Source organism: Paludibaculum fermentans, assembly GCF_051172195.1.
Classification (GTDB): Bacteria; Acidobacteriota; Terriglobia; order Bryobacterales; family Bryobacteraceae; genus Paludibaculum; species Paludibaculum fermentans_A.
The window spans coordinates 139,507-161,630 of sequence record NZ_JBPJAQ010000003.1 but is presented as its reverse complement, the minus strand read 5'-3'; the positions used below and the strand labels follow the sequence as shown (position 1 = coordinate 161,630).

Below are 22,124 nucleotides of genomic sequence, written 5' to 3'. Positions count from 1 at the left end.
CTCCCAGCCTAGGGCTATGGCCCTTTCGGAACGATCCCGCTGCGGCTGTATTTTAGTCCGCTCGCGGACAGGTCAGGTGACGATCCCCTTACGCACCGCATATAGGATCAGCTCCGGCACGGAGTGCAGATTCAGCTTCTGCAGAATGCGCGTCCGGTGGGTCTCCACGGTGTGCAGGCTCAGGTTCAACAGCGAGGAGATCTCCTTATTTGCCTTTCCTTCGGCGATGAGCTGGAGAACTTCCCTTTCCCGGTTCGTCAACAACTCGTAGCTGTCGTCCGTCCCCTTTACCCGCATCTGGCGGACATAGTCCTCCAGCAGTACCCGGCCCACCGATGGGCTGAAGAACGATTCGCCTGCATACACCGACCTGACCGCGCGAATCAGGTCCACCTCGGCCGAATCCTTCAGTAGATACGCCTTGGCCCCTACCTGGAGCGCACGCATCACATAGCCTTCATCCGAGTGCATGCTCAGGATCACCACGGCCACCTTCGGGTTCCGCGCCACAATCTGGCGCGACGCATCGATTCCGTTCAATTGCGGCATTGCGATGTCCAGCACGGCCACATCGGGCGTCAGCTGCTCCGCCAGGTCCACCGCCTGCCGTCCGTTCTCCGCTTCGCCCACCACTTCCAGGTCAGGTTGCCGCTCCAGCAACAGCTTTAATCCGGACCGGATCACCGTATGGTCATCAGCCAGTATGATTCGAATCTTGCTCATGCAGCCTTCCCCGCCGGCACAGGCGGCAGTTCAATGCGTAGGACAACACCTTGTCCCACCCCTGACTCCACTTCCATCTGACCGCTCAGGTGCGCAATGCGCTCCTGCATCCCCAACAATCCCATACCTTTGGTCGTGTCGGGGTCAAATCCTTTGCCATCATCCTGGATCAGCACCAGCAGGCGCCGCGCCTCCGCCCTTACCAGAATCGAAACATTCTTGGCCTCGGAGTGCCGCGCCGCGTTGTTCAAAGCCTCCTGCACCACCCGGTAAATCGTTGTTCGGTACTCGTCCGGGAGCTCCAGGTTGTAGTCCTCCGCCAGCACCTCCACCTCCATGCCGCTCCGCCTGGCCGTCTCCCTCGCCTGCCAGCGCAACGCGGCGATCAGCCCCAGGTCGTCGAGCATCGACGGCCGCAGCAGCAGGCTCAGATTTCGAATGGAGGAAAGTGTGGACTCGGCAGACCGCTTGATCGAGGCCATTCGCGCCTTCAACGAGGGTTGGTCGCCCGTAATCTCCGCCGAAGCGTTCGCCACATCCACCAGCAGCCCGGAGAGAGCCTGGCCCGCTTCGTCATGCAGTTCACGCGAAATCCGGCGGCGCTCCTCTTCCTGGATCTCCAGCAGGCGCGTGGAGAGCGCTTCCAGTTGAGCACGATCGTTCAGCGATGCCTCGTACCGCTGCGATGCCGCCCGCTCCAGCCGCATGAAGTAGTTAAGGGTGATGCCCGCCAACGCCGCGCCTATCAGCAGCGCCAGCACCACAACCATCGCCAGCCGTTCCTGCAGCAACCCGATCAGCGAGGCCGAATGGTCGATCGCACTCCGCAGGTCCACCTCGTTCGACCGCCGTAACTCATCGCACAGCCTGAGAAACTCGTCCCGTCGCGGCGTCAGTTGCTCCGACAGCAAGTCGTAGCCATCCACCTCACGCTTCGTGTCATTCCAGCTCAGGGCTTGCCCCGCCACGTTCCAATAGGCTTCCAGCGACAGTCGCAGCTGTTGAAATGCGGGCCTCTGCGCCTCCGGGCTCACCGCACTGTAAGCCTTCAAGGCAGTCAGCGCCCTGTTCCACGCGGCCACCGCATCCTGACGGTGAACGTGCGGCGCTTTCGGTTCACGGTCCAACAGGAAGTCCCGCACCCGGCTCGTCGCGGTATACGCGTTCTGCCGGATTACTTCCAACGCATCGCTCCGCTTCACGAATTCCCGCGTGCTCTCATCATCCGTACGTGCCACCTTCCGCAGCGCGTGCAACGAGTAGAACCCAGCGAACCCCAGCAGGCATAACAGTCCCAGAAAGCCCGCCACCAGGACCAGGCGGACACCGGAGAGCAACGGTGGTTTTGAACTGGGGCTCATCGGCAACAACGGGCAAACTCCTCCAGGCCCTCCCCTCCATTCAAGCATCACGGGACGCCATTTGTGCTGTCCATACGGTCCACACCGTATTGGCACACCCGCGATGGTTGTACTGGATTGAGCCTGGAGGAGTTAACTCTACTTGCCGGCTTTGCGGATGTAGATCGACCCGTTGAAGTTGCTGAACTGCATCTCCGGCCCGCCGCCGTTGATCGTCCCGTAAATCGACTGGTCCAGCTTCACCCGGTACTTCCCCTTCTCCGTCCGTGCTCCCTCGGTCGTCGCCTTCGGAGCCGCCGTCATCACCACGTCGAAGTCGCTGTATACCTCGCCGCGCTGCGTTTTCAGCTTCACGTTCGCCTTCAGGTTCGCGGGGAACGTCACATCAATGTCCCCGTTCAGCGAACTGAACGACATCTGCTTCTGCGGATCCACCTGGCTGAACACCACCTTCACCTTCTCATTCAGGGCATGCGCCACCACCGAACCCGAAATCCCGGTCAGCGTCACCGGACCATTGATGTTGCTCACCTCCACGTCCCCTTGCACGCCCTCCACCGTAATCTCACCATCGTTGGTGGACTTCAGCTTCAGCGACGTCCGCATCGGCACCTGGATCTCGATGTCAATCGCCCTGTGCATCGAGGACGCCCCAATCCGCACCACGTTGTTATCCTCTTCCGCCTCCAGGCCGGTCGAGTTGATCGTGATACGGCGCATGCCGTCCTTCCGGGCCGTGTCCGAAGCCTTCTCCTGCCGGGATTTGGCCTCCACGATGATCTCCTTCCCGGAGTAGCCCTTCACGTGAATACTGCCCGTTAACAACGAGGCCTGCAGCGTCGCCGGCCGCGACGGATCGCTCAGCGGCACCGTCAGTTTGTCCTGTCCCCGAGCCGGCAGCGCCATCGCCGCTACCGTCAAAACACCCACCCACATCGTCTTCGTCATTGCCTTATACCTACTTGCCTTCCAGAATTCTAATCTCGCTGTTAAACCCGTCCACCAGAATCTCCGGACCGCCGCCGCCGATACGGCCTCCGGAATACTTGTCCGCGCGGAACACCCGCTTGCCATTCCGCGTCTCCTCCGCCACCGGTCGCACCGGCAGCGCTGTAAACTCAAAATCCGAGTAAATCTTCCCGTTGAAGGTATTCAACCTCAGGTCGGCTGCCAGGCCTGGCCGGAAGTAGAGGTCAATCGGACCATTGATCGTCTTGAACGAGGTGCGCCCCTTCGGATTCCTCGCAAACTCCGCCTTCACATGCCCGTTTACCGTCTTTACCTCACCCGACCCCATCAGCCCGCTCAGGTCCACCGTCCCGTTCACATTGTGGATCGCGAAGTCACCGCCGACGCCGCTCATCGCAATCCACCCTTCGTTCACCGTCGACAGCTCGACCGCCATGTTCCGCGGCACCTGCAGCTCGAAGTCGTAGCGCACCACATACCCTCTCCGGCGCCGTTCCCCTGACCACCGGCCGTCCTCGCAGTGACAACGGAAGGGCCCATCCACGTAGATCCGCGCCGTCTCGCCCTTCGTCTCGACATCCAGCCGTACTTCCTTGCGCGCCAGTTCCAGGTCCGCCTGCGAATCCGCCCGCACCGTCTCCGTGGCCACCATCTTCACTTCGTGCCCGTCGTAGCCCGTCACCCGGATGCCGCCCCATACCGTATCCACTTCCAGCCGCGCGGCCTCCGGCAGGCTCTTCCGGATCGTCTGCTTCTCTTCCAGCGCCTCCGCCATCAACAGCATCGGCGCTAGCCCCAAAAGTGCGAACACACGTATCGCCATAGCTCCGTACCTCACTTCGAATCGAAACTTGAGAAACCAGCCTGGAAAACCCTAGAACCGGCCAATGGCCCACTTCGCCCGCTGGCGGACCGATTCATTCGCCGCCTGGTCCGCACTCAGCTTGTTCAGCACCGTGACAGACCGCCGGTCTTTCATCTCCACCAGCGCGTCGATCAGCGCAATCTGCACCAGTGGGGAATCCGATCGGCCCAGGGCCGTCACCATGCCCTGCCCCACTTCCGGAACATTCGAGTACTTGCGCAGCGCATCCGCCGCCGCCAGCCGCACATCCACACTCGGATCCTGGTCTACCGCCGCCAGCAGCGCGCCCAGCACCTCTTCGTCCGGCCGGTTCAATCGCGCACTCCAGCTCACGCCCCGCAGACGATCACTGGCCGATTGCTGCCGCATCAGCGACACCGCCACCATCTCCCGCGTCCCGCGCAGCTCATCGTGCAGCTTCGCGAACTCCTTCGCCGAAGGCGCGCTCGATGACGCCACCACTCCAATCGCTACTCCCACAGCCAGGCAAGCCGCCGCAATCGACACTTGGAATTCAAGCTTCGCCGGCCACCAGCCATACAGCCATTGGGAAAGCGAGAACTTCTGCTTCGGCTTTGGCTGCTCCGCCTGCTCCAGGCCGTGACGGTACGCCGCCAGCATGGTCCGGAACCGCACCGCCACCTCCGGGCCCGGCTGCTCGTCCGGCAGCTCGCCCAGCATCGACCACAGCCGCGACGACTCCCGGCAATCCGCGCACTCCGCCAGGTGGCCGTTCACCAGCTCACGATCCTGTGCCTGCGCCGATCCCGCCCAGAACTCCGGTAGTAACTCCTGAATCTCTTCACACCGCATTGCCATGTCCCTCGTCCGCAACAGCCCACGCCCCACGGCCCGTCCGCTTGTGCTCCGTCAACAGGCCCTGGTACACCTTCTTCAACTCCTGCACCGCCCGGAAAACCCTCACCTTCACTGTGCTCACCTCGCAGTGCAGCAGCTCCGCAATCTGCTCGTGCTTCAGGTTCTGATACCGGCTCAGCACCAGCAATTCCCTCTTCTCCTCCGGCAGCAGCGCCAGAGACCGCCGCAACAGCTCTTCCTGCTGCGTCGACTCCGCCCGGTCCGCCGGTGTCGGCCGCTCATCCGCCGGCGATAGCGTTTCCAACTCCACCCCGATCTCCGGCCGTTTCTTTCTCAAGGCATCTACCCGTGCATTCCGTGCGATTTGGTACATCCACGTCGTGAACGACGTCCCATCCCGATACGTCTGCCGGTATCGCAGAATCCGGAAGAACACATCCTGTACCAGGTCCTCACTGTGCGCCCGGTCGCCCGTCAACCGCAGCAGGAAATTGAACAGATGAACGTGGTGGCGTTCAAATAACGGGCCCAGCGCGCGCAGTTCGCCCTGCCGCACCCCGGACATGAGATCTTCGTCTGTCTGCGCCATCCGTCCTGTACTCTGAGTCACCCGGCCGGAACGTCAATGTCCCTGCCTTCAGTCATATATACAGCCGAAGCGCCTCGTGGTTACGGGAATTTGCGGGAATCGCGGGGAGGGAAGCAGAAGGAGGGGGGAGCCCGCCGGCCGGTTCTACGCGGCCGGCGGATACTCTCAAAGGGGCAAACTCAACAAACTACTGGGCTTGCGTCAGGTGCGCGCGGCGGTTCTTCTGCCAGCAGTCTTCGTCATGCTCGGTGCAGACCGGCTTCTCTTTGCCGTAGCTCACCGTCTTCAACTGTCCAGCCGGCAGGCCCAGCGATACCATGTAATCCTTCGCCTGCTTCGCGCGGGCATCGCCCAGCGCCATGTTGAACTCGTCGGAACCGCGCTCGTCGCAGTAACCTTCCACCGTCAGCCGGAAATCCGGGTATTGAGAGATGATCTCGCTCAGCGTCTTCGCATTGGCGCGCAGCGCCGTCTCAGCGTCGGGACGCAGCGTGTGGCGCGCAAAATCGAAGTACGCGTCCTGAATCCGGTTCAACAAATCCTGGATCTGCAGTTTGGTCGCCGCATCGGGCATCCGGCTCTGTTCTTTCGCCACAACCCGCGGCTGGGCAGGCGGCGCGGGCGCAGGCGCGGCCGCACGTGTCGGGGCAGCAGGCGCAGGCGCGACGGTCGGCGGCGGCGGTGTCTGCTGAACCGCGGTCTTCTTCGTACAGGCGCCGAGCGACAGACAGAGGACTGCTCCAGCGAGGCAAGTGGCAACGTTTAACTTCATGTAAGGCTCCTTCGGGAGAGGATGTGCTAATTCTATTAAACCGAATCTTTCTGCCATTGGCCATACCTTCCGGACACTAAAGGTCCAGCCCGCAAGATACTTTGCGGAGGGGATGGTTTGCCGCCCCCCCCAGGCCTTATCCTGTCATTGGAAACGCAACCCCGCGCCTCACGGCCGATTGAGAGTGCAAGCTATGGATTCGATCCGCATCCTGCTGGCTGACGACCACAACGTCCTCCGCGATGGTCTCCGCCTCCTCCTGGAACGCCAACCCGGCTATGTCGTTGTAGGAGAAGCCGCCGACGGCATCGCCGCCGTCCAGATGGCTACCGACCTCAAACCTGACGTCGTCGTCACCGACATCGCCATGCCCACCCTCAACGGCATCGAAGCCACCCGCCGCATCGTCGAAAAGAATCCGCACATCGGCGTCGTGATTCTAAGCATGCATTACGACGAGAGTTACGTCCTCCGCGCCCTCAAAGCCGGCGCCCGCGGCTACCTCCTCAAAGACTCCGTCAAAGCCGACCTCCTCGGTGCCATCCAGGCCGTCGCCAAAGGACGCTCCTTCTTCAGCCACAAGGTCAGCCAGATCCTCCAGGAAGACTACGTCCGCACCCTCCAACGCATGAACGCTGAAGACAGCTACGACCTCCTCACCGACCGGGAACGCGAAATCCTTCACCTCGTCGCCGAAGGCCGCACCAGCAAGGAGATCGCCAACTTCCTCAACCTCTCTGTCTACACCGTGGACACCCACCGCGGCCATATCCTCGAAAAACTCAACCTCCACAGCGTCCCCGAACTCATCCTCTACGCCGTCCGAAAACAGCTCATCTCCTAGCCCAAATCTGGAAGCGACAACCCGCATTCTCGAATTGACTCCGCCCGAATAATCCGGCGCTCAATCCCCCGCCCCAAACCTCAGCCGTTCTTCAGTCGTATAATCAGTCAGTCTATGGGAAAGAACGACCTCCTCCCCGGCACGCTCGACATGATGGTCCTCAAAACCCTCACCCGCGGCACCCTCCACGGCTACGCCATCGCCCAACTCCTCCGCCAGCTCTCCGAAAACATCCTCCAGGTGGAAGAAGGCTCCCTCTATCCCGCCCTCCAGCGCCTGGAACTCAATGGCTGGATCGAAGGTGAATGGGGCCAGTCCGCCAACAACCGCCGCGCCCGCTTCTATCAGCTCACCGCCGACGGCCGCCGGAAACTCGACTCGGAAACCGCCCGCTACCGCGAAATGTCGGGCGCCATCGCCCGCGTCATGGGGCTGGCCTGACGCCCCTACCTCATCTCCAGATAAGGCCGTAGTATCACACCCAACTCCTCCGCCGTCACCCGCCCCGCCTCCTGCTCCGATCCAAACCGGATGTTGAACCGCGACCCGTGCCGCGCCCGCTCGTCCCGCTCCAACTGCTCCCGCAAGGGCCGCACCCGCCGCCTCCTCACCCGGTCATACTCACTCTCCAAACGCCGCCGCCGTGCCTTATCCCGAGTCCCGATCATGCTATTCCGGATCCGCCGCTCCTCCTCGGACATGCCCCAGTGCACTGAGTCATACCCCGGCAAACCCAGCAGTTGGCGATTCGTGAACCCTCCGCCATTCAGGTGGAACTCAATGTGGTCGCCCTTCCGCTTCACCAGGGTGACCTCCGCCGCCTGACCCCGCCGCAACGCCGGCCCATACTTCGTCAGCCTCTCTCCAGCCTCATCCTGATGACCGGCCGGAGCCTCTCGCGCGTACACATCCACCCCCGAATCGTCCCCCGGCATGTCCACCAGCAGCTTCACCGGCCGCCCCTGGAAATGCTCCTCCAACGCCGCCGGCGGCTGGCCGTGCAGCACCGCCGCAAAACCCAGAAACGCGAGTGATCGCATCATAGTGGCTGCCCAGCCCCCCGCTGCAATGGAATACGGCACAGGCACAGCGGCAACCAGCCCGGCACCCGGTTACTCCGCCAACCCGCACGAAACTCTCTAGAGTATGCCGCAAGATAGCCCCGTTTGCGCCCCCGCGAATCGTCTCAAAATCGACGACAATGTCTGGTATGCCGCAAGGACCCTCCCCCCAGAATCCGGGCGGCCCGCCCTGCCTCCACCAGGCCGTCGGCGGCACCGCCACGTGGCGCAGCCTCTCCGAAGCGTTCTACGGCCGGGTCGCCCACGATCCCCGCATCCGCCACCTCTTTCCCGGCAAGACCTTCCACTGCGCCATTGAGGAACTCACCGCCTTCCTCGTCCAACTCTTCGGCGGACCCGGCACCGACACTCAGCGCCGCTGGTGGCTCAGCCTCCACGAGTCCCATCAACGCTTCCACATCGGCCAGCCCGAACGCTCAGCCTGGCTGGACAACATGCGCCTCGCCCTCGACGACATATCCCTGGAGCCTCATCACCGCGCCGCCCTCCTCGCCTTCTTCGAACAATCCTCCGCCTACGTCGTAAATACCGGCGAACCCATACCGGCGCAAACGCCCGGTGCCCCTCCGGATGCCACCCGCCACGAGATCGCCCGCCGCTGGCAAAGCCAGTGCGCCCTCGACCATCTCGTAGCCACCCTGCGCACCAACACCCCGGAAGCAGCCCTATCTCTCCTGGACGACCCCGTCCTGCGCGACCGCTTCCAGCACGACCGCTCCAGCCTCGTCGGCCTGCTCGCCCTCATGCTCGCCCTGCCGCATCCTGCCCTCCAGGCCTACGTCCTCACCCGCCTCACCAACGACCCCACCCTCGCGCGCGAACGCTTCGCCGGCCGCACCCTCCTCCACCAGGCCGCCGCCCACGGCCACCGCCCCGGCGTAGAGTTGCTCCTTCACCTAGGAATGGATCCGAATATAGAGGATGCGGGCGAACACACCCCGCTCTATGCCCTCGCCAACGGGTACTCCGGAGCCGGCGGCGGAGACATCGTCCGCCTCTTCGTCCACGCCGGAGCCGCTGTCGATGCCAACGCCGGCGCCAAACGCTGCACCCCCCTCCACATGGCCGCCCGCCGCGGACACGTCGAAATCGCCGCCGCCCTCCTCGACGCCGGAGCCGCCATCGAAGCCCGCGACAGCCTCGGCGAATCACCCCTCCGCCGCGCCGTCAATTGCGACAAAGTGCAGGTCGCCGCCCTCCTCCTCAGCCGCTCCGCCAACCCTCACTCCCTCGGCAGCAAACGCCTCACCCCGTTCCTTGCCGCACGCTCTCCGGCCATGCGGCAACTCCTGCAGGCGCACCAGTCGCGCTGACGCCGGCCAAGCCCCTCAGAACTTCAAGCGCAATCCCACCCACGCCCCCCGCGGAGCCCCCGGCGCATAAAACGTCGACTGCTGCACCGGATACTCTCCATTCCCAGCCACGGGAAACGGCCGCGCCACAAAGTTGCCTTCCGCCGTAAAACCCGTCGGCCCCAACTGCGCCCCCGTGTAGTAACGCCGGTCAAACAGGTTGTTCACCTGCGCAAACAACTCCACCCGCCGGTGCAGGCTATACCGCGCTCCCAGGTTCACCAGCCCATACCCCGGAGTCCGCCCCGGACCCAGGTAATAGGTCCCGTCCGGCTCATGCTCATTGTTCTCGTTGCCCCGCGCATACGACCCCGACACGCCCACCACACTCACATCCGCCAACAGCTTCGAAGTCACCTGGATATCCGCATACGCCTTCACCAGATGGCTCGGGATGAGCGGAATATGGCTACCGGGTCCAATCTCGATCGTGCCCTCCAACCCGCGCGACACCGTGTGCGCCAGGTCGTTGCTGCTGTTCCCGCTGCCGTTCACCGTCTCGCTGCTCTCGAACGTCGCCCGCAGCAAAGTGTAGCCGCCCCCCAAGGTCACGCGTCCCGCCCGCGCATTCACATCCAACTCCACGCCCTGCCGCCGCGTCGTCTCGAAATTCTGGAAATAGCCAAACCCCGTCTGCTGCGACGCCACGAACAGAATGTCATCGTGATTGGTAGCCCGGAACCAGCCCGCGCTCCAACGCAGCCCGTGTTCGCCGCTGCCCCGCACACCCGCCTCCCACGTCCTCGTCACCACTTGCCGCAACGGCGGATCCCCGGCCATCGCATTCGGCAGCTTGCAAGGCGTCTCCGGATCCGCGCAGCCCAGCTCAATCGACGTGGGCGCCCGGCTCCCCTCCGTGAAGCCTCCATATAAGCTCAACGCTCCAGCCGCGCGATACGTCGCGCCCAGCGCCGGATTGAACCGCCGGAACTCGTGCCGGCCCGTCAGCGATCCGCTCCCCGCCGCCGGCCGGATCTGGTCCACGTTCTCGATCGTCGTCCGGTTGAACCGCCCCGAGGCTGTGAGATTCAATCGCCCCGCCGTCAACGTATCCGTGGCATACACACTCGCGCTATGCGTTCGCCCCTTCAGGTTCACTCGGACGTCATAAGGTGCGCCATCCACATCGCCACCCGTCACCCCATCCCCATAAGCCCCCGTACCCACCACGCTCCGGTCCGCCGCCAGATACCCCAGCTCACTCGACTGCTCAAACCCCACCCGGCTCCCGTCATACGCCGCCCCGGCCGTCAATTGGTTGCCATACCCGCCAACGCGCCCCACCCAGCTCACCTGTCCCGAAACTCCGTAATTGCGCTGCTGCGAAGCGCCCCGGTTGATCAGCCCATTGCACTTCTCCGCCGGCTCATCCCCCAGCAGCACATTGCCGATACACCGCCAGAAAGGAAACGGTGTGTTGGCCGCCGTCGCGCCGGATGTCGGGAAACCCGTATACCCCGCCGCGGTCAACGCCGCCCGCTCCGCCGCACCCGGCTGGTAGATCGACTGGTCCAGCGAATCTTCGTTGATGTCCCCGTTCAACGTCCGCGTCCGGATGTACCGGAAATAGGTATTCCCAGAAAAGGTCACCGTATTCGAAAAATTGTGCCGCAATTGCAGGTTGATGAACGGTGACCGGTTCGCCGTCCGGTCCGGCTTCGTATACACGCTCCCGTAATCCCGTTCCAGCAGCCGCAACTCCTGCAGCCCGTTCCCCGTCAGCGAATTGTTCGCATAGGCCGCCGTCAGCCCAAGCGAAGTGCGCGCCCGCTGCCACCCCACCTTCCCCAGAAACTGCCGCGCATTCGAAGGCGAAGTCACACGCCACCCGTCTTCGAAAAACAGGCTGCTCGCCACATACCAATGCAGCCCCTGCGTCGTCGATCCGCCATGCTCCAACTCCGCCATCTTCCGCCCGAAACTGCCTCCGCTCACTTGCAGCGCAGTGCCCGGATGACTGACCCCATCCTTCGTTCGCAGCGACAAGGCGCCCCCCAGCGTATTCAGCCCGAACAGTGGATCCGACCCCGCAATCATTGCCATCTCCGCCACCGCCACCCGCGGAATCAGATCCCAACTCACCACATCGCCAAAAGGCTGGTTCATCCGCACGCCATCCAGATACACCGACACACCCTGCGGAGTCCCCAACAGCGGCGAGGCCGTATACCCGCGGTAATTCACATCCGGCTGCAGCGGGTTGCCCTGCATCTCATTCACATAGACATTGGCCAGCCGCCGGTTCAGGAAGTCCGCCACATCCAAAGCCCCGCTCGCCTCGATATCCCGATCCGTGGCCGCCTTCACCGGAGCCGGAATCTCCTCCAGCAGCCGTTCCAATCCGGCCAGCGGAGTCGCGCTCACCACCGCAACGGCATACGACGAAGCCCCAATCTCCAGGCGCACCGTCCGTTTCACCAGCCCGCCAGCCGCAACCTCCAGCGTCTCTGTATAGGTCGCAAATCCGTCCCGGGCCACCCGCAGCCGGTACCGGCCCGCAGCCAGTCCGGAAACCGTCCCCAGGCCCCCACGGTCGCATTGAAAACTCCGTCGCAAGCCCGAAGCCACGCCCTCCACGAATCCATGAGCCTGCACGGCCGCACCAGACGCGTCCTGCACGTCCACCTGAATCGAACCAGCCGCCCCCTGCCCCAGCAGCGAGGGCAACGAGGTCAACAAGGTGAGAACAATAAGGCGCAACGAACGCCGCCAGAACAAAGCCATATGACAAATATCCGGAAAGCCCCCAACCTGTTCAGCCTTTTTCACCGCCACAAAGCCGCGAACCAACAAATAGCGCCGCGACAAACCGAGCCGCAACAAACCGCGCCGCGAACCGACACATTGAGCCGCGACTGTCAAGGAGCGGGGGAGTCACCGCAAGCCCCCAACCATCCGCAAGGAAGGGCCACCAACCCCGCCCGCCAGCAACCGGGGCCCCCGAGCCCAGCCGAGTCCACCCGAGCCCTCCCCCACCACCCCACTTGCTACAATCAACCCCAAACCCACCGAGCCCACCAACCATGTCAGACTTCTCCTGGACCCAACTGGCCCGCATCGTCTCCGCCCGGGACCAGGAACCGCCCAACCCCACCCACGACGAAGTCGTCCGCTTCTTCACCGAACTCCGCACCCCGCTCCTGCGCTACCTCTACACCCTGGGCCTCCCGCTCAGCGAAGGCGAAGACGTCATCCAGGAGACCTTCCTGGCCCTCTACCGTCATCTCTTAGAAGAGAAACCCCGCGACAACCTCCACGGCTGGATCTTCCGCGTAGCCCGCAACCTCGCCCTCAAACGCCTCCAGCGCACCGCAACCACCGCCGTCGACCCGGATTACACCACCCTCGCCGACCCCTCCGCCACCCCGGAACAACAGGCCCTCCGCAACCAGCAGCAGCGCGCCATCCAATCCGTCATCGCCGCTCTCCCCGAACTCGACCGCCAATGTCTCTACCTCCGCGCCGAAGGTCTCCGCTACCGCGACATCGCCCAGGCCCTCAACATCTCCCTAGGCTCGGTAGCGCAAGCCCTCAGCCGCGCCCTGGACAAACTAGCCCGAGCCGCGCAACGCTAGCCGGCAATCCATCCCTGGAAAAAACCATGAACAGAAACGGCGCCAACGGAATATCCCAGCAGGAGCAGCCGCGAATCAACCCGGGCAAACCCCGCCCATCAGCCAGGACCGCAGCATGACACCGGAAGCCCACATCTCCGAAGAGGAACTCCTGCTGGCCATGGACGGCGAACTCGACGCACCCCGAGCCGCCCAGGTCCACAGCCACCTGCTCCACTGTTGGGACTGCCGCGCCCGCCGCACCCGTCTCGAGCAATCCATAGCCGGCTACATGGACCTCCACCGCTCGGCCCAGCCCCTGCCCATCCCACCAATAGAAGGACCCGCCGCCAAACTCCGCGCCAGCCTTCGCCTCGAAACGCCGCCCTCCACTCCTCAATCCTGGTGGCGCTGGACCTGGACCCGCCCCACCCCCTCCTTCCTGGCCGGCGCCCTCGCGCTCCTCATCACCCCGCTCGCCCTGCTCCTCTGGCTGAGCGCCAACAAGGTGGAAGCCGCCGGCCCGCTACCCGATGGCCGCCTCACCCCCGGAGCAGCCCACACCCTCTCCCGGCAGCAGGTCTGCGGAGCCCCCACCGAAGACGAAGGCCGCCTCGTCCCCGCCCACCTCGCCCGTCTGGTCTTCGCGGAATACCGCATCCACAACCCCAGACCCCGAACCTACGAAGTCGACTACCTGATCAGCCCGTCCCTCGGAGGCGCCAGCGAACTCAGCAACCTGTGGCCAGTCCCCTACGACCAGGGCGTCTGGACCTCCCGCGTGAAAGACGCCCTGGAAGCCCATCTCCGGACCCTCGTCTGCGAAGGCCAACTCGACCTCCCCACCGCCCAGCACGAAATCTCCACCAACTGGATCGCCGCCTACCAGAAACACTTCCACGCCAGAAAGCCCCTCCCCGCCCACACCCGCTTCGTCAAAGACAGCCCCTGGGAATAAGCCGCGGCTTTCGAAAGCCACCCTCGACCGCCCGCGCCGCGGCCGCTGCCCCGCCAGCCGCGAGCATCACTCCGCGTCGCCGCAAAGCCGCCGGAGTCCTCGCGCAGCACCGGCGGAGTGTCCGGCGCCGGCCACCTGGGATCAGTAGCCCACCAGGGGTGCTTGGTGAATGTACGTGTCGCTGCGCAATTGCGCCAGTACGAAGGCCGCCGCGTCGGCTCGGGAGATGGAACGGATCGTGACGCCCTCCAAGTTGGTCAAGGCCCGCAAATGCCCACGCTGCGGACCATTCGTGAAGGACGCTGGGCGCACAATAATCCAGTCCAGGGAGCTAGCCCGGATCAACGCTTCCTGCCGGTCTTTATCAACGTAAGTCTCCCTGGTGATCCATGGGAATACGATCCTGTCGTACAGGAAGCCGCCGTGGCCTCTGCTGTCGCCGGCCCCGATTCCAGTGACGCAGACCAGGCGCCGCACGCCGTGTGTAATCATCGCGTGAATCAGGATCCGGGTTGCGTCGGAGAACATCGTCGTCGGCGCGCGATGACTCCGCCGGCCGAGCGAGAATACGACCGCGTCTTGCCCAAGCACGGCGGCGGCCACGGCCACCGGGTCCAAGGCGTCCCCTGGCATCGCACGCAGGCGTTCGTGCCTGGCTTCGAGTTGGGAAGGATCCCGGACCAGCGCGGTCACCTCATCGCCCAATGCGAGAGCCTGCGGCACCAGATGCCGGCCGATGCTGCCCGTTGCCCCTAGAATGAGTACTCTCATGACGTCACCCCGCTATTGCTGCCGAACTCGCCAAGCCAGTCCCACCCCGGCCATCACGGCGCCCAGCAGCAGATAGAACGGCTGCAGCGGTGGGTCGCTACTGTAACCAATGATCGCGACCTCGACGGCCAACCAGATCAGCAGCGCCACACCGATGCTGAATGTGGCATCGGGCGCCCGAGGATTTCGGCGCCACGCCAACCAGGCCGCCGCCAGCGGTCCCAGCCCAAGGATGGTGAACAGAATCACTCCTGGCACGAAGTAAGTGGCAAACGGCGAGCCCTGCAGCGCCGACAGCGGCAGTGGGATGATCTCGCCCCGTGGCCCAAGCATCAGGGCGCCGCCGCCCGCAAGCGCGCCCAGGCTCAGAAAGATCTCCAGCGAAATGGCGGCCTTTGCAAGCGGGCGCAAGGAACGCGTTTCAGGCATGACCTAGATTGGATCACGAAACACCTCCGCTTCACCGGGTCTTTTCAGAGGCCGAGGTATCAATCCCGTGCGGAATCCGCCTTCTGGCTCGCCTTGTTCAGGCGCCGATCTCCGTCGCCCCGGTCGGGACGATCGCCCGCGCCTGAAGTTATCTTTGGCGGTCTGATCCGCGACCAGTTTCCTATGCGCTCAAACTCGCGATGTCTGGCGTCAACCATTCCGCCGGTCGCGTGAAAGACGCACTGGAAGCCCATCTCCGGACCCTGGTCTGCGAAGGCCAACTCGACCTCCTCACCGCCCAGCACGAAATCTCCACCAACTGGATCGCCGCCTACCAGAAACACTCCCACGCCAGGCCCCCCCTCCCCGCCCACACCCGCTTCGTCAAAGATAGCCCCTGGGAGTGAGCCCGCCCGCCAATCGCCCCTCCGCCGCACGGGAATAAAAAAGGAGCAGGCCCGCCACCGCCAAGCCGATGTGGGGTGGGCTTTAGCCTGCGAGGGACTTCAGTCCCGCCACGGCAGCCTCGGCAGGACTACGCAGGAACGTTCATCGCCCCGCAAGCCAGGCCGGCAATCACCGCACCGAGTCACAAGGAGACTTACATGGGATCTCCGGATCACGGCCGACGGCCTGAGTCCATGCACCTTGCTCAGCACAAGGCACCACAGAAAATGCCTCCCGCGAATCAATCAATCTACGGAGTGAAACATTCCTTCGCCGCGTTTCGTGACCGTTTCGATTGAAACACCGGCATATAATTCGCACCATTCACACGACAGGCGCAAATTCAAGTATGATATCCAATCGAGAACCTTGACTACGCTACAGCTGCTGCAACGATCTCTTTTGTCATCCAGGCGCACTTGGTGCGCTTTACCGTCTAGCTCTGTCCATACCTTGAAATAGCGGCCATCAAATCCTCACATGTCGCAATTGCCTCCGATCAAACAGTGGTTCCAGAAAATAACCGGCCACACATCCCCGCATGACTGGCAGCGGAAGCTACTTGCCCTTGAGTCGTGCCGGAGTCAGATCGTTCGGGTGCCAACCGGACTCGGCAAGACAGAAGGCGTCTTGGCCGCCTGGAGTTATCATCGGATCTGCAAGGCAGATCGCAATTGGCCACGTCGACTGATCTGGTGCCTTCCAATGCGAACCCTGGTTGAACAAACCGAGCACGTTGCGAGGGAATTGGCTGCCAGAATACCGGCAGAAATGCGGCCTGAGGTCTTCACGCTTATGGGTGGTCAAGACTCTGGTGAGTGGTTCTTGTACCCGGAGCGTCCTGCCATCATCGTTGGAACACAGGATATGCTTCTCTCCCGTGCTCTGAATCGGGGCTTTGCGAGTGGCAGGGCGCGCTGGCCAGTCGAGTTCGGCCTCTTCAATCAGGACGCCCTCTGGATAATGGACGAGGTCCAATTGATGGATGTTGGACTGGCAACCTCGGCCCAACTGCAGGCATTTCGTGAGCAGGACCATGAAAAGCAGATCCGATCTACTTTCACTTGGTGGATGAGCGCAACAGTACAGCCGGAGTGGCTGACGACAACCGACACGGTCCCATTCCACACTGGATGGATTGAAGATCCTTGTCGGGTCGAGCCGGAGGAAAGACTTGGCTCATTGTGGACAACTCGCAAACCACTTTCGACCAAAACGGTCGACGCCTCTGATTCTGCACTATTTGCGCGGCTAATCTTGAATGGCCACAACAACATTCAACTCGGAGGTCTTGGCAAAATCTCACTGGTGGTCTGCAACACAGTGGATCGTGCGATCGCAGTCTATGACGCACTCAAGCAGGCAGGCCGAACTCAGCAATTGGAGCTCGTGCACAGCCGATTTCGTGCCGCGGAGCGCAGGAGGTGGCGCCAGCAATTCCTCACGCGCGAGGCATGTAACCCGACCTCAGACCTAATCATTGTCTCAACTCAAGTTGTTGAGGCTGGCGTCGACATATCGGCGGGGAGCTTATTCACCGAACTGGCGCCATGGTCGAGCTTGGTCCAACGGTTCGGACGTTGTGCGCGATATGGCGGATTTGGGCAGGTGACAGTGGTCAACCGAGGTACTGCGCCCGGCGAAGCTGCACCATATATGCCGGCGGACCTTGAGGCATCAATTGAGGCAATCGCTTCACTCGATGATGTCAGTGTCTCAAGCCTTGAATCCTTTGAGGATTCCTTGACGATCCAAATCCGTGCGCGGTTATATCCTTATTCGCCGGACCACTTGCTGCTTCGTCGCGACTTCGACGAGCTATTCGATACCACACCAGACCTGACTGGCGCGGATCTCGACATAAGCCGCTTCATCCGTTCAGGTGAGGAACGGGACTTGCAGGTATTCTGGCTCGAAGTCGACAACCTGGAAGCCCCCCCTAACGACCGTCGCCCCTTCCGAAACGAACTCTGCGCCGTGCCCTTCCTTAAGGCTCGCAATTGGCTTTGCGGAGACGAGACAAAGACCAAACGAAAACCCCATCTGCGCCCCGGGATCCGGGCATGGGTGTGGGACTGGATAGACGGAACCTGGATTGAGCCAACGCGCTCGAGTTTGTTACCGGGGAGAATAGTATGTGTTGCGGCGGAAAGTGGAGGTTATTCCACAACTCATGGCTTCGATCCTCAATCTCGCCAGGCCGTACCTCCCGCCCCAATCCCTCCGGTTTCGACAGAGCATATAGCTCTCGAGTCAGCCGACAATCAGCAGGATGGAGAGGCCCTCAGCATCAGCCGATGGAAGTGCATCGCTTCTCACAGCCACGAGGTTGTCGATGAAGTGCTTGCCATCGGGAATTCTCTTTCATTGCCGGAAAGGCTGACAGAAATCTTGGCAGTGGCTGGCACTTGGCATGACTGGGGCAAGGCGCACCCGGCATTCCAAGGAGCGATGCGTGCATCTGATCGTCCAGCGCGAGAAGACCTGGCAAAGGCACCGAATGATGCATGGCTGCGTCCGAGGGGGACCTACAGATTTCTCAACGATAGCGAAACTCGTCCAGCACTTCGTCACGAGCTAGCGAGCGCGCTCGGCCTGTTCTCCCTCCTCGAGACCTATGATCCAGGACACCCGGCCCTCCTGGGCCCCTGGACCGAGGCGTTTACGCTGATCGGGCTAAATCCAGCGGTACCGACATCGACAACTATTTCGCACAACGCAGTCCGGCAAGTAGTAGAGTGCTCTGCGGAAGAGTTCAATTTAGTCGCATATTTGATAGCCAGCCACCACGGCAAAGTCCGGATCGCCCTTCATTCCGCACCCCTCGACCAGTCCTACGTTGACCGTGACGGACGAGGCCTACCAATTCGTGGAGTGCGTGAATCCGACACTTTGCCTTCGATTCTGATCCGGCCAGGGTTACCACCCATCGAGCCGATGACACTTACACTGGAACCTGCTGCACTGGGACTTTCCACTCGTACGGGCTCCAGTTGGAGGGAGCGCACCATCAGTCTGCTCCATTCCTACGGCCCATCGGGGCTCGCCTATCTGGAAGCACTATTTCGCGCCGCCGATGTTCGCGCATCCAGAAGGAGCACTGAGGATCCCGTCATCCCAGGCGAGGTCCGAAAGTGAGTCTCTACATTCATGTCCTCAGTGGCTGCTCTCCTATTCCACTGGCAAGCTATTTGAAGTCTCTGGGGATTCTCCGTTTGCTCGTCAGACAGGGCTTCGACCCGAACGCGCGCGGCTGGTGGCAGGATCGGCAATTCAACCTTCTAACCAAACTTGACAGGGATCAATTGGAGGACTGCTTCCTCACGCAGTACGAACCCACTCCCCTGCTGTCGCCATGGAACAAGGGTTGCGGATTCTACAAGCCCGGCGATCCTGGGCTCACCCCTCTTGAGCACTCCACTGCGGACCGATTCGCAGTATTTCGACGTGGAATTGCGCAGGCGCGCACAATCCTCGATGCAACGTCGAATGCCGATGCGGTGATCCGCTCGCTTAAAGCCCGAACCAAGACAAATAGGGCATTTCAGTCCGATCAACAGCGGGAGGTACTGAAGGGAAGCGAGATCTACTCCTCCACTGTTCAGTTCCTCCGGGAGCAACTGTCAACCGCACAAGCTGCCGGATCACCTCAACGGGAGGCGACTGAGTCCGATCTCTCAGTGGTGGAGCAACTAGTTGCCCATACATCCAAGCCACCATCTAAAGCCGAAGCCGATCGGATTAAGGCCTCATCGGGATACAAACGCCTGCTCTCTACTGCGGAACGCCGCTACAAGTCACTGAAGGCCACTCTCATCGCCGATTGCTACAGGACATGGCGCGGCCCCCATTCGGATTGGTTGTCGGCGGCTGTTGTGCTCGACGATGAAGGGGGTCAAGTCTGGCCATCCTTGCTTGGGACAGGGGGAAATGATGGAAACCTCGACTTCACCAACAACTTCATGCAGCGGCTTGGTGAGTTATTCGAAATCCTCTCGCCGACCGGTAGACCAAGACCAAATTCTCGTGAGCTTCTCTCAAACGCTCTGTGGTCGGATCCCACGCGTGAACTTGGCAATTCAGCGATTGGGCAGTTTCACCCTGGGGCCGCTGGGGGCGCGAACGCAACTACAGGAGCAATTGGAGAAAGTCTCGTTAACCCTTGGGACTTCGTGCTAATGATGGAGGGCACTATTCTTCTCAGCCCAAGAATCACACGTCGCCTCGATCAGATCTCGTTCAGCCACGCTGCCGCCCCTTTTGTTGTACGTTCCCACTCGGTAGGCAACCTTTCCCCCGGAGATGAGAACGCCCAGCGAGGGGAGCAATGGATGCCCCTTTGGTCTAGGCCGGCCGCTCTTGACGATATTGTCGCCCTGTTCGGAGATGGACGGGTCCAATTGAACCGCCAAACCGCAGCCTATCCAATCGACGCGGCTCGCGCAGTTGGGCGGCTTGGTGTCGCCCGCGGCATCTCAGCCTTTACCCGCTTCGGTTATTTGGAAAGGAACGGGCAGTCGACCCTTGCTGTTCCGCTAGGATTCGTCGAGGTACGACCATCAACAAGAGGCCACCTCGTTGATGATCTTTCACCCTGGCTGGATAGGCTGAGACGTCTCACACGTAGCAAGACTGCGCCGGCGAGCCTAATACACCGAGAGCGGCAACTCGCAAATGCGGTAATGGCCGCACTAACACATGACGATTCAACCCAACGTTGGCAAGCCGTTCTGTTGGCTGCCGTTAATATCGAGCGGCTGCAATCCACTGGGACTGCAATCGAGGTTGGCCCGATTCCTCCACTTGCACCGCATTGGATCTCGGCGTGTGGAGGCGATGCCACAATTAGGCTGGCACTCGCGCTTGGCAGTGCTGCCGGCTCCTACTCCAGATTGGGACGGCCGCACGATCCTGTGCGGCACCATTGGCTCGCACTGGAGACCGGTGCCCGACGATTTCGGCTATCTGGCGGCAAACTCGCCAACGACGCACGCGTGGTTGCACCCGGGTTCGACCCCTTAGTGGATTGCAGCTCGCTCGTGAAGCGCAGAATCATTGAGGCCGCCACTCAAGGCAGCCGCCACCTCGCCATCGTTTCCCCTGTCGGTTACGCAGCCAGACTACCCGATCTGGCCTTACTACTCAGAGGCGAGGTTGATCTGAATGTGGTGGTCAGCCTCGCTCGGGCCTTCATGGCTCTCTCTTGGGACCGCATCGGAGAGATCTCAACACCACCTAACATATCCTCAGCCGACCGCCCTCTAGAATCCTGGCTCGCTCTGAGGTTGTCCTGTCTCCCCTGGCCGCTCTATTCGGTGGTAGACATCCCGACTGAGCCCGGCCTACTGTACAGATTGCTGGCGGGAGATGGTACCGGAGCCGTCAGGATCGCTCTGGATCGCCTTCGTGCGGCACGCATCCGTGTGCCGTTACAAGCAGCGGTAATGAGCCCTCAGACCTCCCGGCTGTGGGCCGCAGCACTTGCGTTCCCAATTGACAGACACACCGCCCGCCAAGCGAGCACCGAACTTGACCCCGCCTTGAAAGGATCGCCCAATGTCTGACTATTCTTGCCTGCTACCTCTGACGCAAGCCCCCCGTGTCCTCTTCTCTGTCGCTCTCCAGCCCGTGCAAGGCGATAGGTTTCAGCCCACGGGTTTTCCGAGCCTCGGCGCCGCAACCTACCAGACCCGGCAGGGGCTCAAGCTACTCGTTGAAAGCTCTCAGAGCATGGCAAACAGGCTTGAAGCAGCATGTTGGGACTCAACTCTCAACTCTCCAGTTGCCGAACTGGAGGGCATTAGCCATATCACTGCCACACGAGCTGGACGTTTCCTTACAGATTCAATGCTTGAGGCTCATCGGATCAACAGCCCCTATTTCCTTGAGGGAAAGGATCGGAAATTTTTCGAAGCTCTGAAATCTGACCTCGGAGGGCTTTCAGCCGGTCCAATCGACCGGAAGCGTTTGGCCCAGGTTCTCTTCAAGTATGATGTTGGGTGCCTCATCCACGGTGCCTTTCTTGCCAAGAAGGACTTAGCCGGTGGTCGCCTGAGGGTAGCCAGATCTCTTTCTTCCTTTATTGAGGCCTCCGGAGTCAGCGCCGCACCCTCTGGTGGCGTAAAAAATGATCATGTCAATCCCTCTGGGGACACGAAGAGCGGATTTGGAAATGTCCCCTTCTCCAGAGACGAATTCGTTGCTGACCAGATCGACTGTTTTTTCAACCTCGATTTGGCCCAAATTCGTGGATACGGTCTCAATCTTGACGAGACAAACTTGCTCATTCTACTCGCGCTCCATCGTATTCGGAGACTACTCGACAGTGAGCTGCGTCTGCGAACTGCCTGTGACCTTGAGGTTCGCACAGACCGCCCCATGGTCATCCGGCCGGTCGAATTCCAGCTTCCCGAGTTGCCAGTCCTCATTGAAGCGGTAATATCGGCCATCGGGAAATGTCGCGCCTCGATGACCCATTCGACTGTTGCCTTCGAGGATGAACTCAGGAAAGGAAAACGCGCAGGGCTTGACATCGAAGAACCTGACAATGAGCCGGACGATCCGGATTCGGATCTCGACTAGGAGCAGA

20 protein-coding genes are annotated in these 22,124 nt (G+C 61.8%); 9 read left to right on the top strand and 11 right to left on the bottom strand.

Annotated elements, in window-relative coordinates; genetic code table 11:
* Positions 1-72: 72 nt before the first annotated feature.
* The 7 genes from ACR9Y2_RS34645 to ACR9Y2_RS34615 all read right to left on the bottom strand — a co-directional run bounded on the left by ACR9Y2_RS34645 (position 73) and on the right by ACR9Y2_RS34615 (position 6,098).
* Positions 73-723 (bottom strand): response regulator, encoded by a 651-nt coding sequence (locus ACR9Y2_RS34645; protein ID WP_435046483.1) that lies wholly within the window; start codon positions 721-723, stop codon positions 73-75.
* Positions 720-2,084 (bottom strand): sensor histidine kinase, encoded by a 1,365-nt coding sequence (locus tag ACR9Y2_RS34640; RefSeq protein ID WP_435046482.1) that lies wholly within the window; start codon positions 2,082-2,084, stop codon positions 720-722. Before ACR9Y2_RS34640 ends, ACR9Y2_RS34645 begins: the two co-directional genes overlap by 4 nt.
* 138 nt (positions 2,085-2,222) lie before the next feature.
* On the bottom strand, positions 2,223-3,032 hold the full coding sequence (locus tag ACR9Y2_RS34635; RefSeq protein WP_435046481.1) for a DUF4097 family beta strand repeat-containing protein: 810 nt from the start codon (positions 3,030-3,032) through the stop codon (positions 2,223-2,225).
* Between the two features lie 10 nt (positions 3,033-3,042).
* Complete coding sequence (locus tag ACR9Y2_RS34630) at positions 3,043-3,864, bottom strand: DUF4097 family beta strand repeat-containing protein (RefSeq protein ID WP_435046480.1); 822 nt, start codon at positions 3,862-3,864, stop codon at positions 3,043-3,045.
* Between the two features lie 63 nt (positions 3,865-3,927).
* Positions 3,928-4,737: a HEAT repeat domain-containing protein gene (locus ACR9Y2_RS34625; RefSeq protein ID WP_435046479.1), complete on the bottom strand. Its 810-nt coding sequence runs from the start codon at positions 4,735-4,737 to the stop codon at positions 3,928-3,930.
* Positions 4,721-5,326: an RNA polymerase sigma factor gene (locus ACR9Y2_RS34620; protein WP_435046478.1), complete on the bottom strand. Its 606-nt coding sequence runs from the start codon at positions 5,324-5,326 to the stop codon at positions 4,721-4,723. The genes ACR9Y2_RS34625 and ACR9Y2_RS34620 overlap by 17 nt, the downstream gene beginning before the upstream one ends.
* A 187-nt stretch (positions 5,327-5,513) precedes the next feature.
* Complete coding sequence (locus ACR9Y2_RS34615; RefSeq protein ID WP_435046477.1) at positions 5,514-6,098, bottom strand: OmpA family protein; 585 nt, start codon at positions 6,096-6,098, stop codon at positions 5,514-5,516.
* A 193-nt stretch (positions 6,099-6,291) separates the two neighbouring features.
* Here ACR9Y2_RS34615 and ACR9Y2_RS34610 point away from each other — a divergent pair, with 193 nt between their 5' ends.
* Positions 6,292-6,942, top strand: a complete 651-nt coding sequence (locus tag ACR9Y2_RS34610) for a response regulator (RefSeq protein WP_435046476.1) — start codon at positions 6,292-6,294, stop codon at positions 6,940-6,942.
* 114 nt (positions 6,943-7,056) lie between these two features.
* Positions 7,057-7,383: a PadR family transcriptional regulator gene (locus ACR9Y2_RS34605; RefSeq protein WP_435046475.1), complete on the top strand. Its 327-nt coding sequence runs from the start codon at positions 7,057-7,059 to the stop codon at positions 7,381-7,383.
* A gap of 5 nt (positions 7,384-7,388) precedes the next feature.
* Here ACR9Y2_RS34605 and ACR9Y2_RS34600 read toward each other — a convergent pair whose 3' ends face one another.
* A complete protein-coding gene (locus ACR9Y2_RS34600; protein WP_435046474.1) occupies positions 7,389-7,985 on the bottom strand; it encodes a hypothetical protein in 597 nt (198 codons plus the stop codon).
* A gap of 167 nt (positions 7,986-8,152) precedes the next feature.
* Here ACR9Y2_RS34600 and ACR9Y2_RS34595 point away from each other — a divergent pair, with 167 nt between their 5' ends.
* Complete coding sequence (locus tag ACR9Y2_RS34595) at positions 8,153-9,337, top strand: ankyrin repeat domain-containing protein (RefSeq protein WP_435046473.1); 1,185 nt, start codon at positions 8,153-8,155, stop codon at positions 9,335-9,337.
* A gap of 15 nt (positions 9,338-9,352) precedes the next feature.
* On the opposite strand, the gene ACR9Y2_RS34590 is transcribed toward ACR9Y2_RS34595, so the two are convergent.
* The gene (locus ACR9Y2_RS34590) at positions 9,353-12,100 is read right to left on the bottom strand and encodes a TonB-dependent receptor (RefSeq protein ID WP_435046472.1); all 2,748 of its coding nucleotides are present in this window, start codon (positions 12,098-12,100) and stop codon (positions 9,353-9,355) included.
* Between the two features lie 299 nt (positions 12,101-12,399).
* Between ACR9Y2_RS34590 and ACR9Y2_RS34585 the strand changes: the two genes are divergently transcribed.
* Both ACR9Y2_RS34585 and ACR9Y2_RS34580 read left to right on the top strand, forming a co-directional pair.
* Positions 12,400-12,951 carry an RNA polymerase sigma factor gene (locus tag ACR9Y2_RS34585; RefSeq protein ID WP_435046471.1) on the top strand — a complete coding sequence of 184 codons (552 nt, stop codon included), beginning with the start codon at positions 12,400-12,402 and terminating at the stop codon, positions 12,949-12,951.
* Between the two features lie 115 nt (positions 12,952-13,066).
* Positions 13,067-13,888 carry an anti-sigma factor family protein gene (locus ACR9Y2_RS34580; protein WP_435046470.1) on the top strand — a complete coding sequence of 274 codons (822 nt, stop codon included), beginning with the start codon at positions 13,067-13,069 and terminating at the stop codon, positions 13,886-13,888.
* A gap of 141 nt (positions 13,889-14,029) precedes the next feature.
* Here the strand turns inward: ACR9Y2_RS34580 and ACR9Y2_RS34575 are convergent, their stop codons facing one another.
* Both ACR9Y2_RS34575 and ACR9Y2_RS34570 read right to left on the bottom strand, forming a co-directional pair.
* Complete coding sequence (locus tag ACR9Y2_RS34575) at positions 14,030-14,659, bottom strand: NAD(P)-dependent oxidoreductase (RefSeq protein WP_435046469.1); 630 nt, start codon at positions 14,657-14,659, stop codon at positions 14,030-14,032.
* A gap of 12 nt (positions 14,660-14,671) precedes the next feature.
* Positions 14,672-15,070 carry a hypothetical protein gene (locus ACR9Y2_RS34570; RefSeq protein WP_435046468.1) on the bottom strand — a complete coding sequence of 133 codons (399 nt, stop codon included), beginning with the start codon at positions 15,068-15,070 and terminating at the stop codon, positions 14,672-14,674.
* A gap of 218 nt (positions 15,071-15,288) precedes the next feature.
* Here ACR9Y2_RS34570 and ACR9Y2_RS34565 point away from each other — a divergent pair, with 218 nt between their 5' ends.
* From ACR9Y2_RS34565 to cas7g, 4 genes are all read left to right on the top strand, one after another.
* Entirely contained in the window at positions 15,289-15,495 is a 207-nt protein-coding gene (locus tag ACR9Y2_RS34565) for a hypothetical protein (RefSeq protein ID WP_435046467.1), read from the top strand.
* 520 nt (positions 15,496-16,015) lie between these two features.
* Complete coding sequence (gene cas3g / locus ACR9Y2_RS34560) at positions 16,016-18,673, top strand: type I-G CRISPR-associated helicase/endonuclease Cas3g (RefSeq protein WP_435046466.1); 2,658 nt, start codon at positions 16,016-16,018, stop codon at positions 18,671-18,673.
* Positions 18,670-21,099: a type I-G CRISPR-associated protein Cas8g1/Csx17 gene (cas8g1, locus tag ACR9Y2_RS34555; RefSeq protein ID WP_435046465.1), complete on the top strand. Its 2,430-nt coding sequence runs from the start codon at positions 18,670-18,672 to the stop codon at positions 21,097-21,099. The genes cas3g and cas8g1 overlap by 4 nt, the downstream gene beginning before the upstream one ends.
* Positions 21,092-22,117, top strand: a complete 1,026-nt coding sequence (gene cas7g, locus ACR9Y2_RS34550) for a type I-G CRISPR-associated RAMP protein Csb1/Cas7g (protein WP_435046464.1) — start codon at positions 21,092-21,094, stop codon at positions 22,115-22,117. The genes cas8g1 and cas7g overlap by 8 nt, the downstream gene beginning before the upstream one ends.
* Positions 22,118-22,124: the final 7 nt, after the last annotated feature.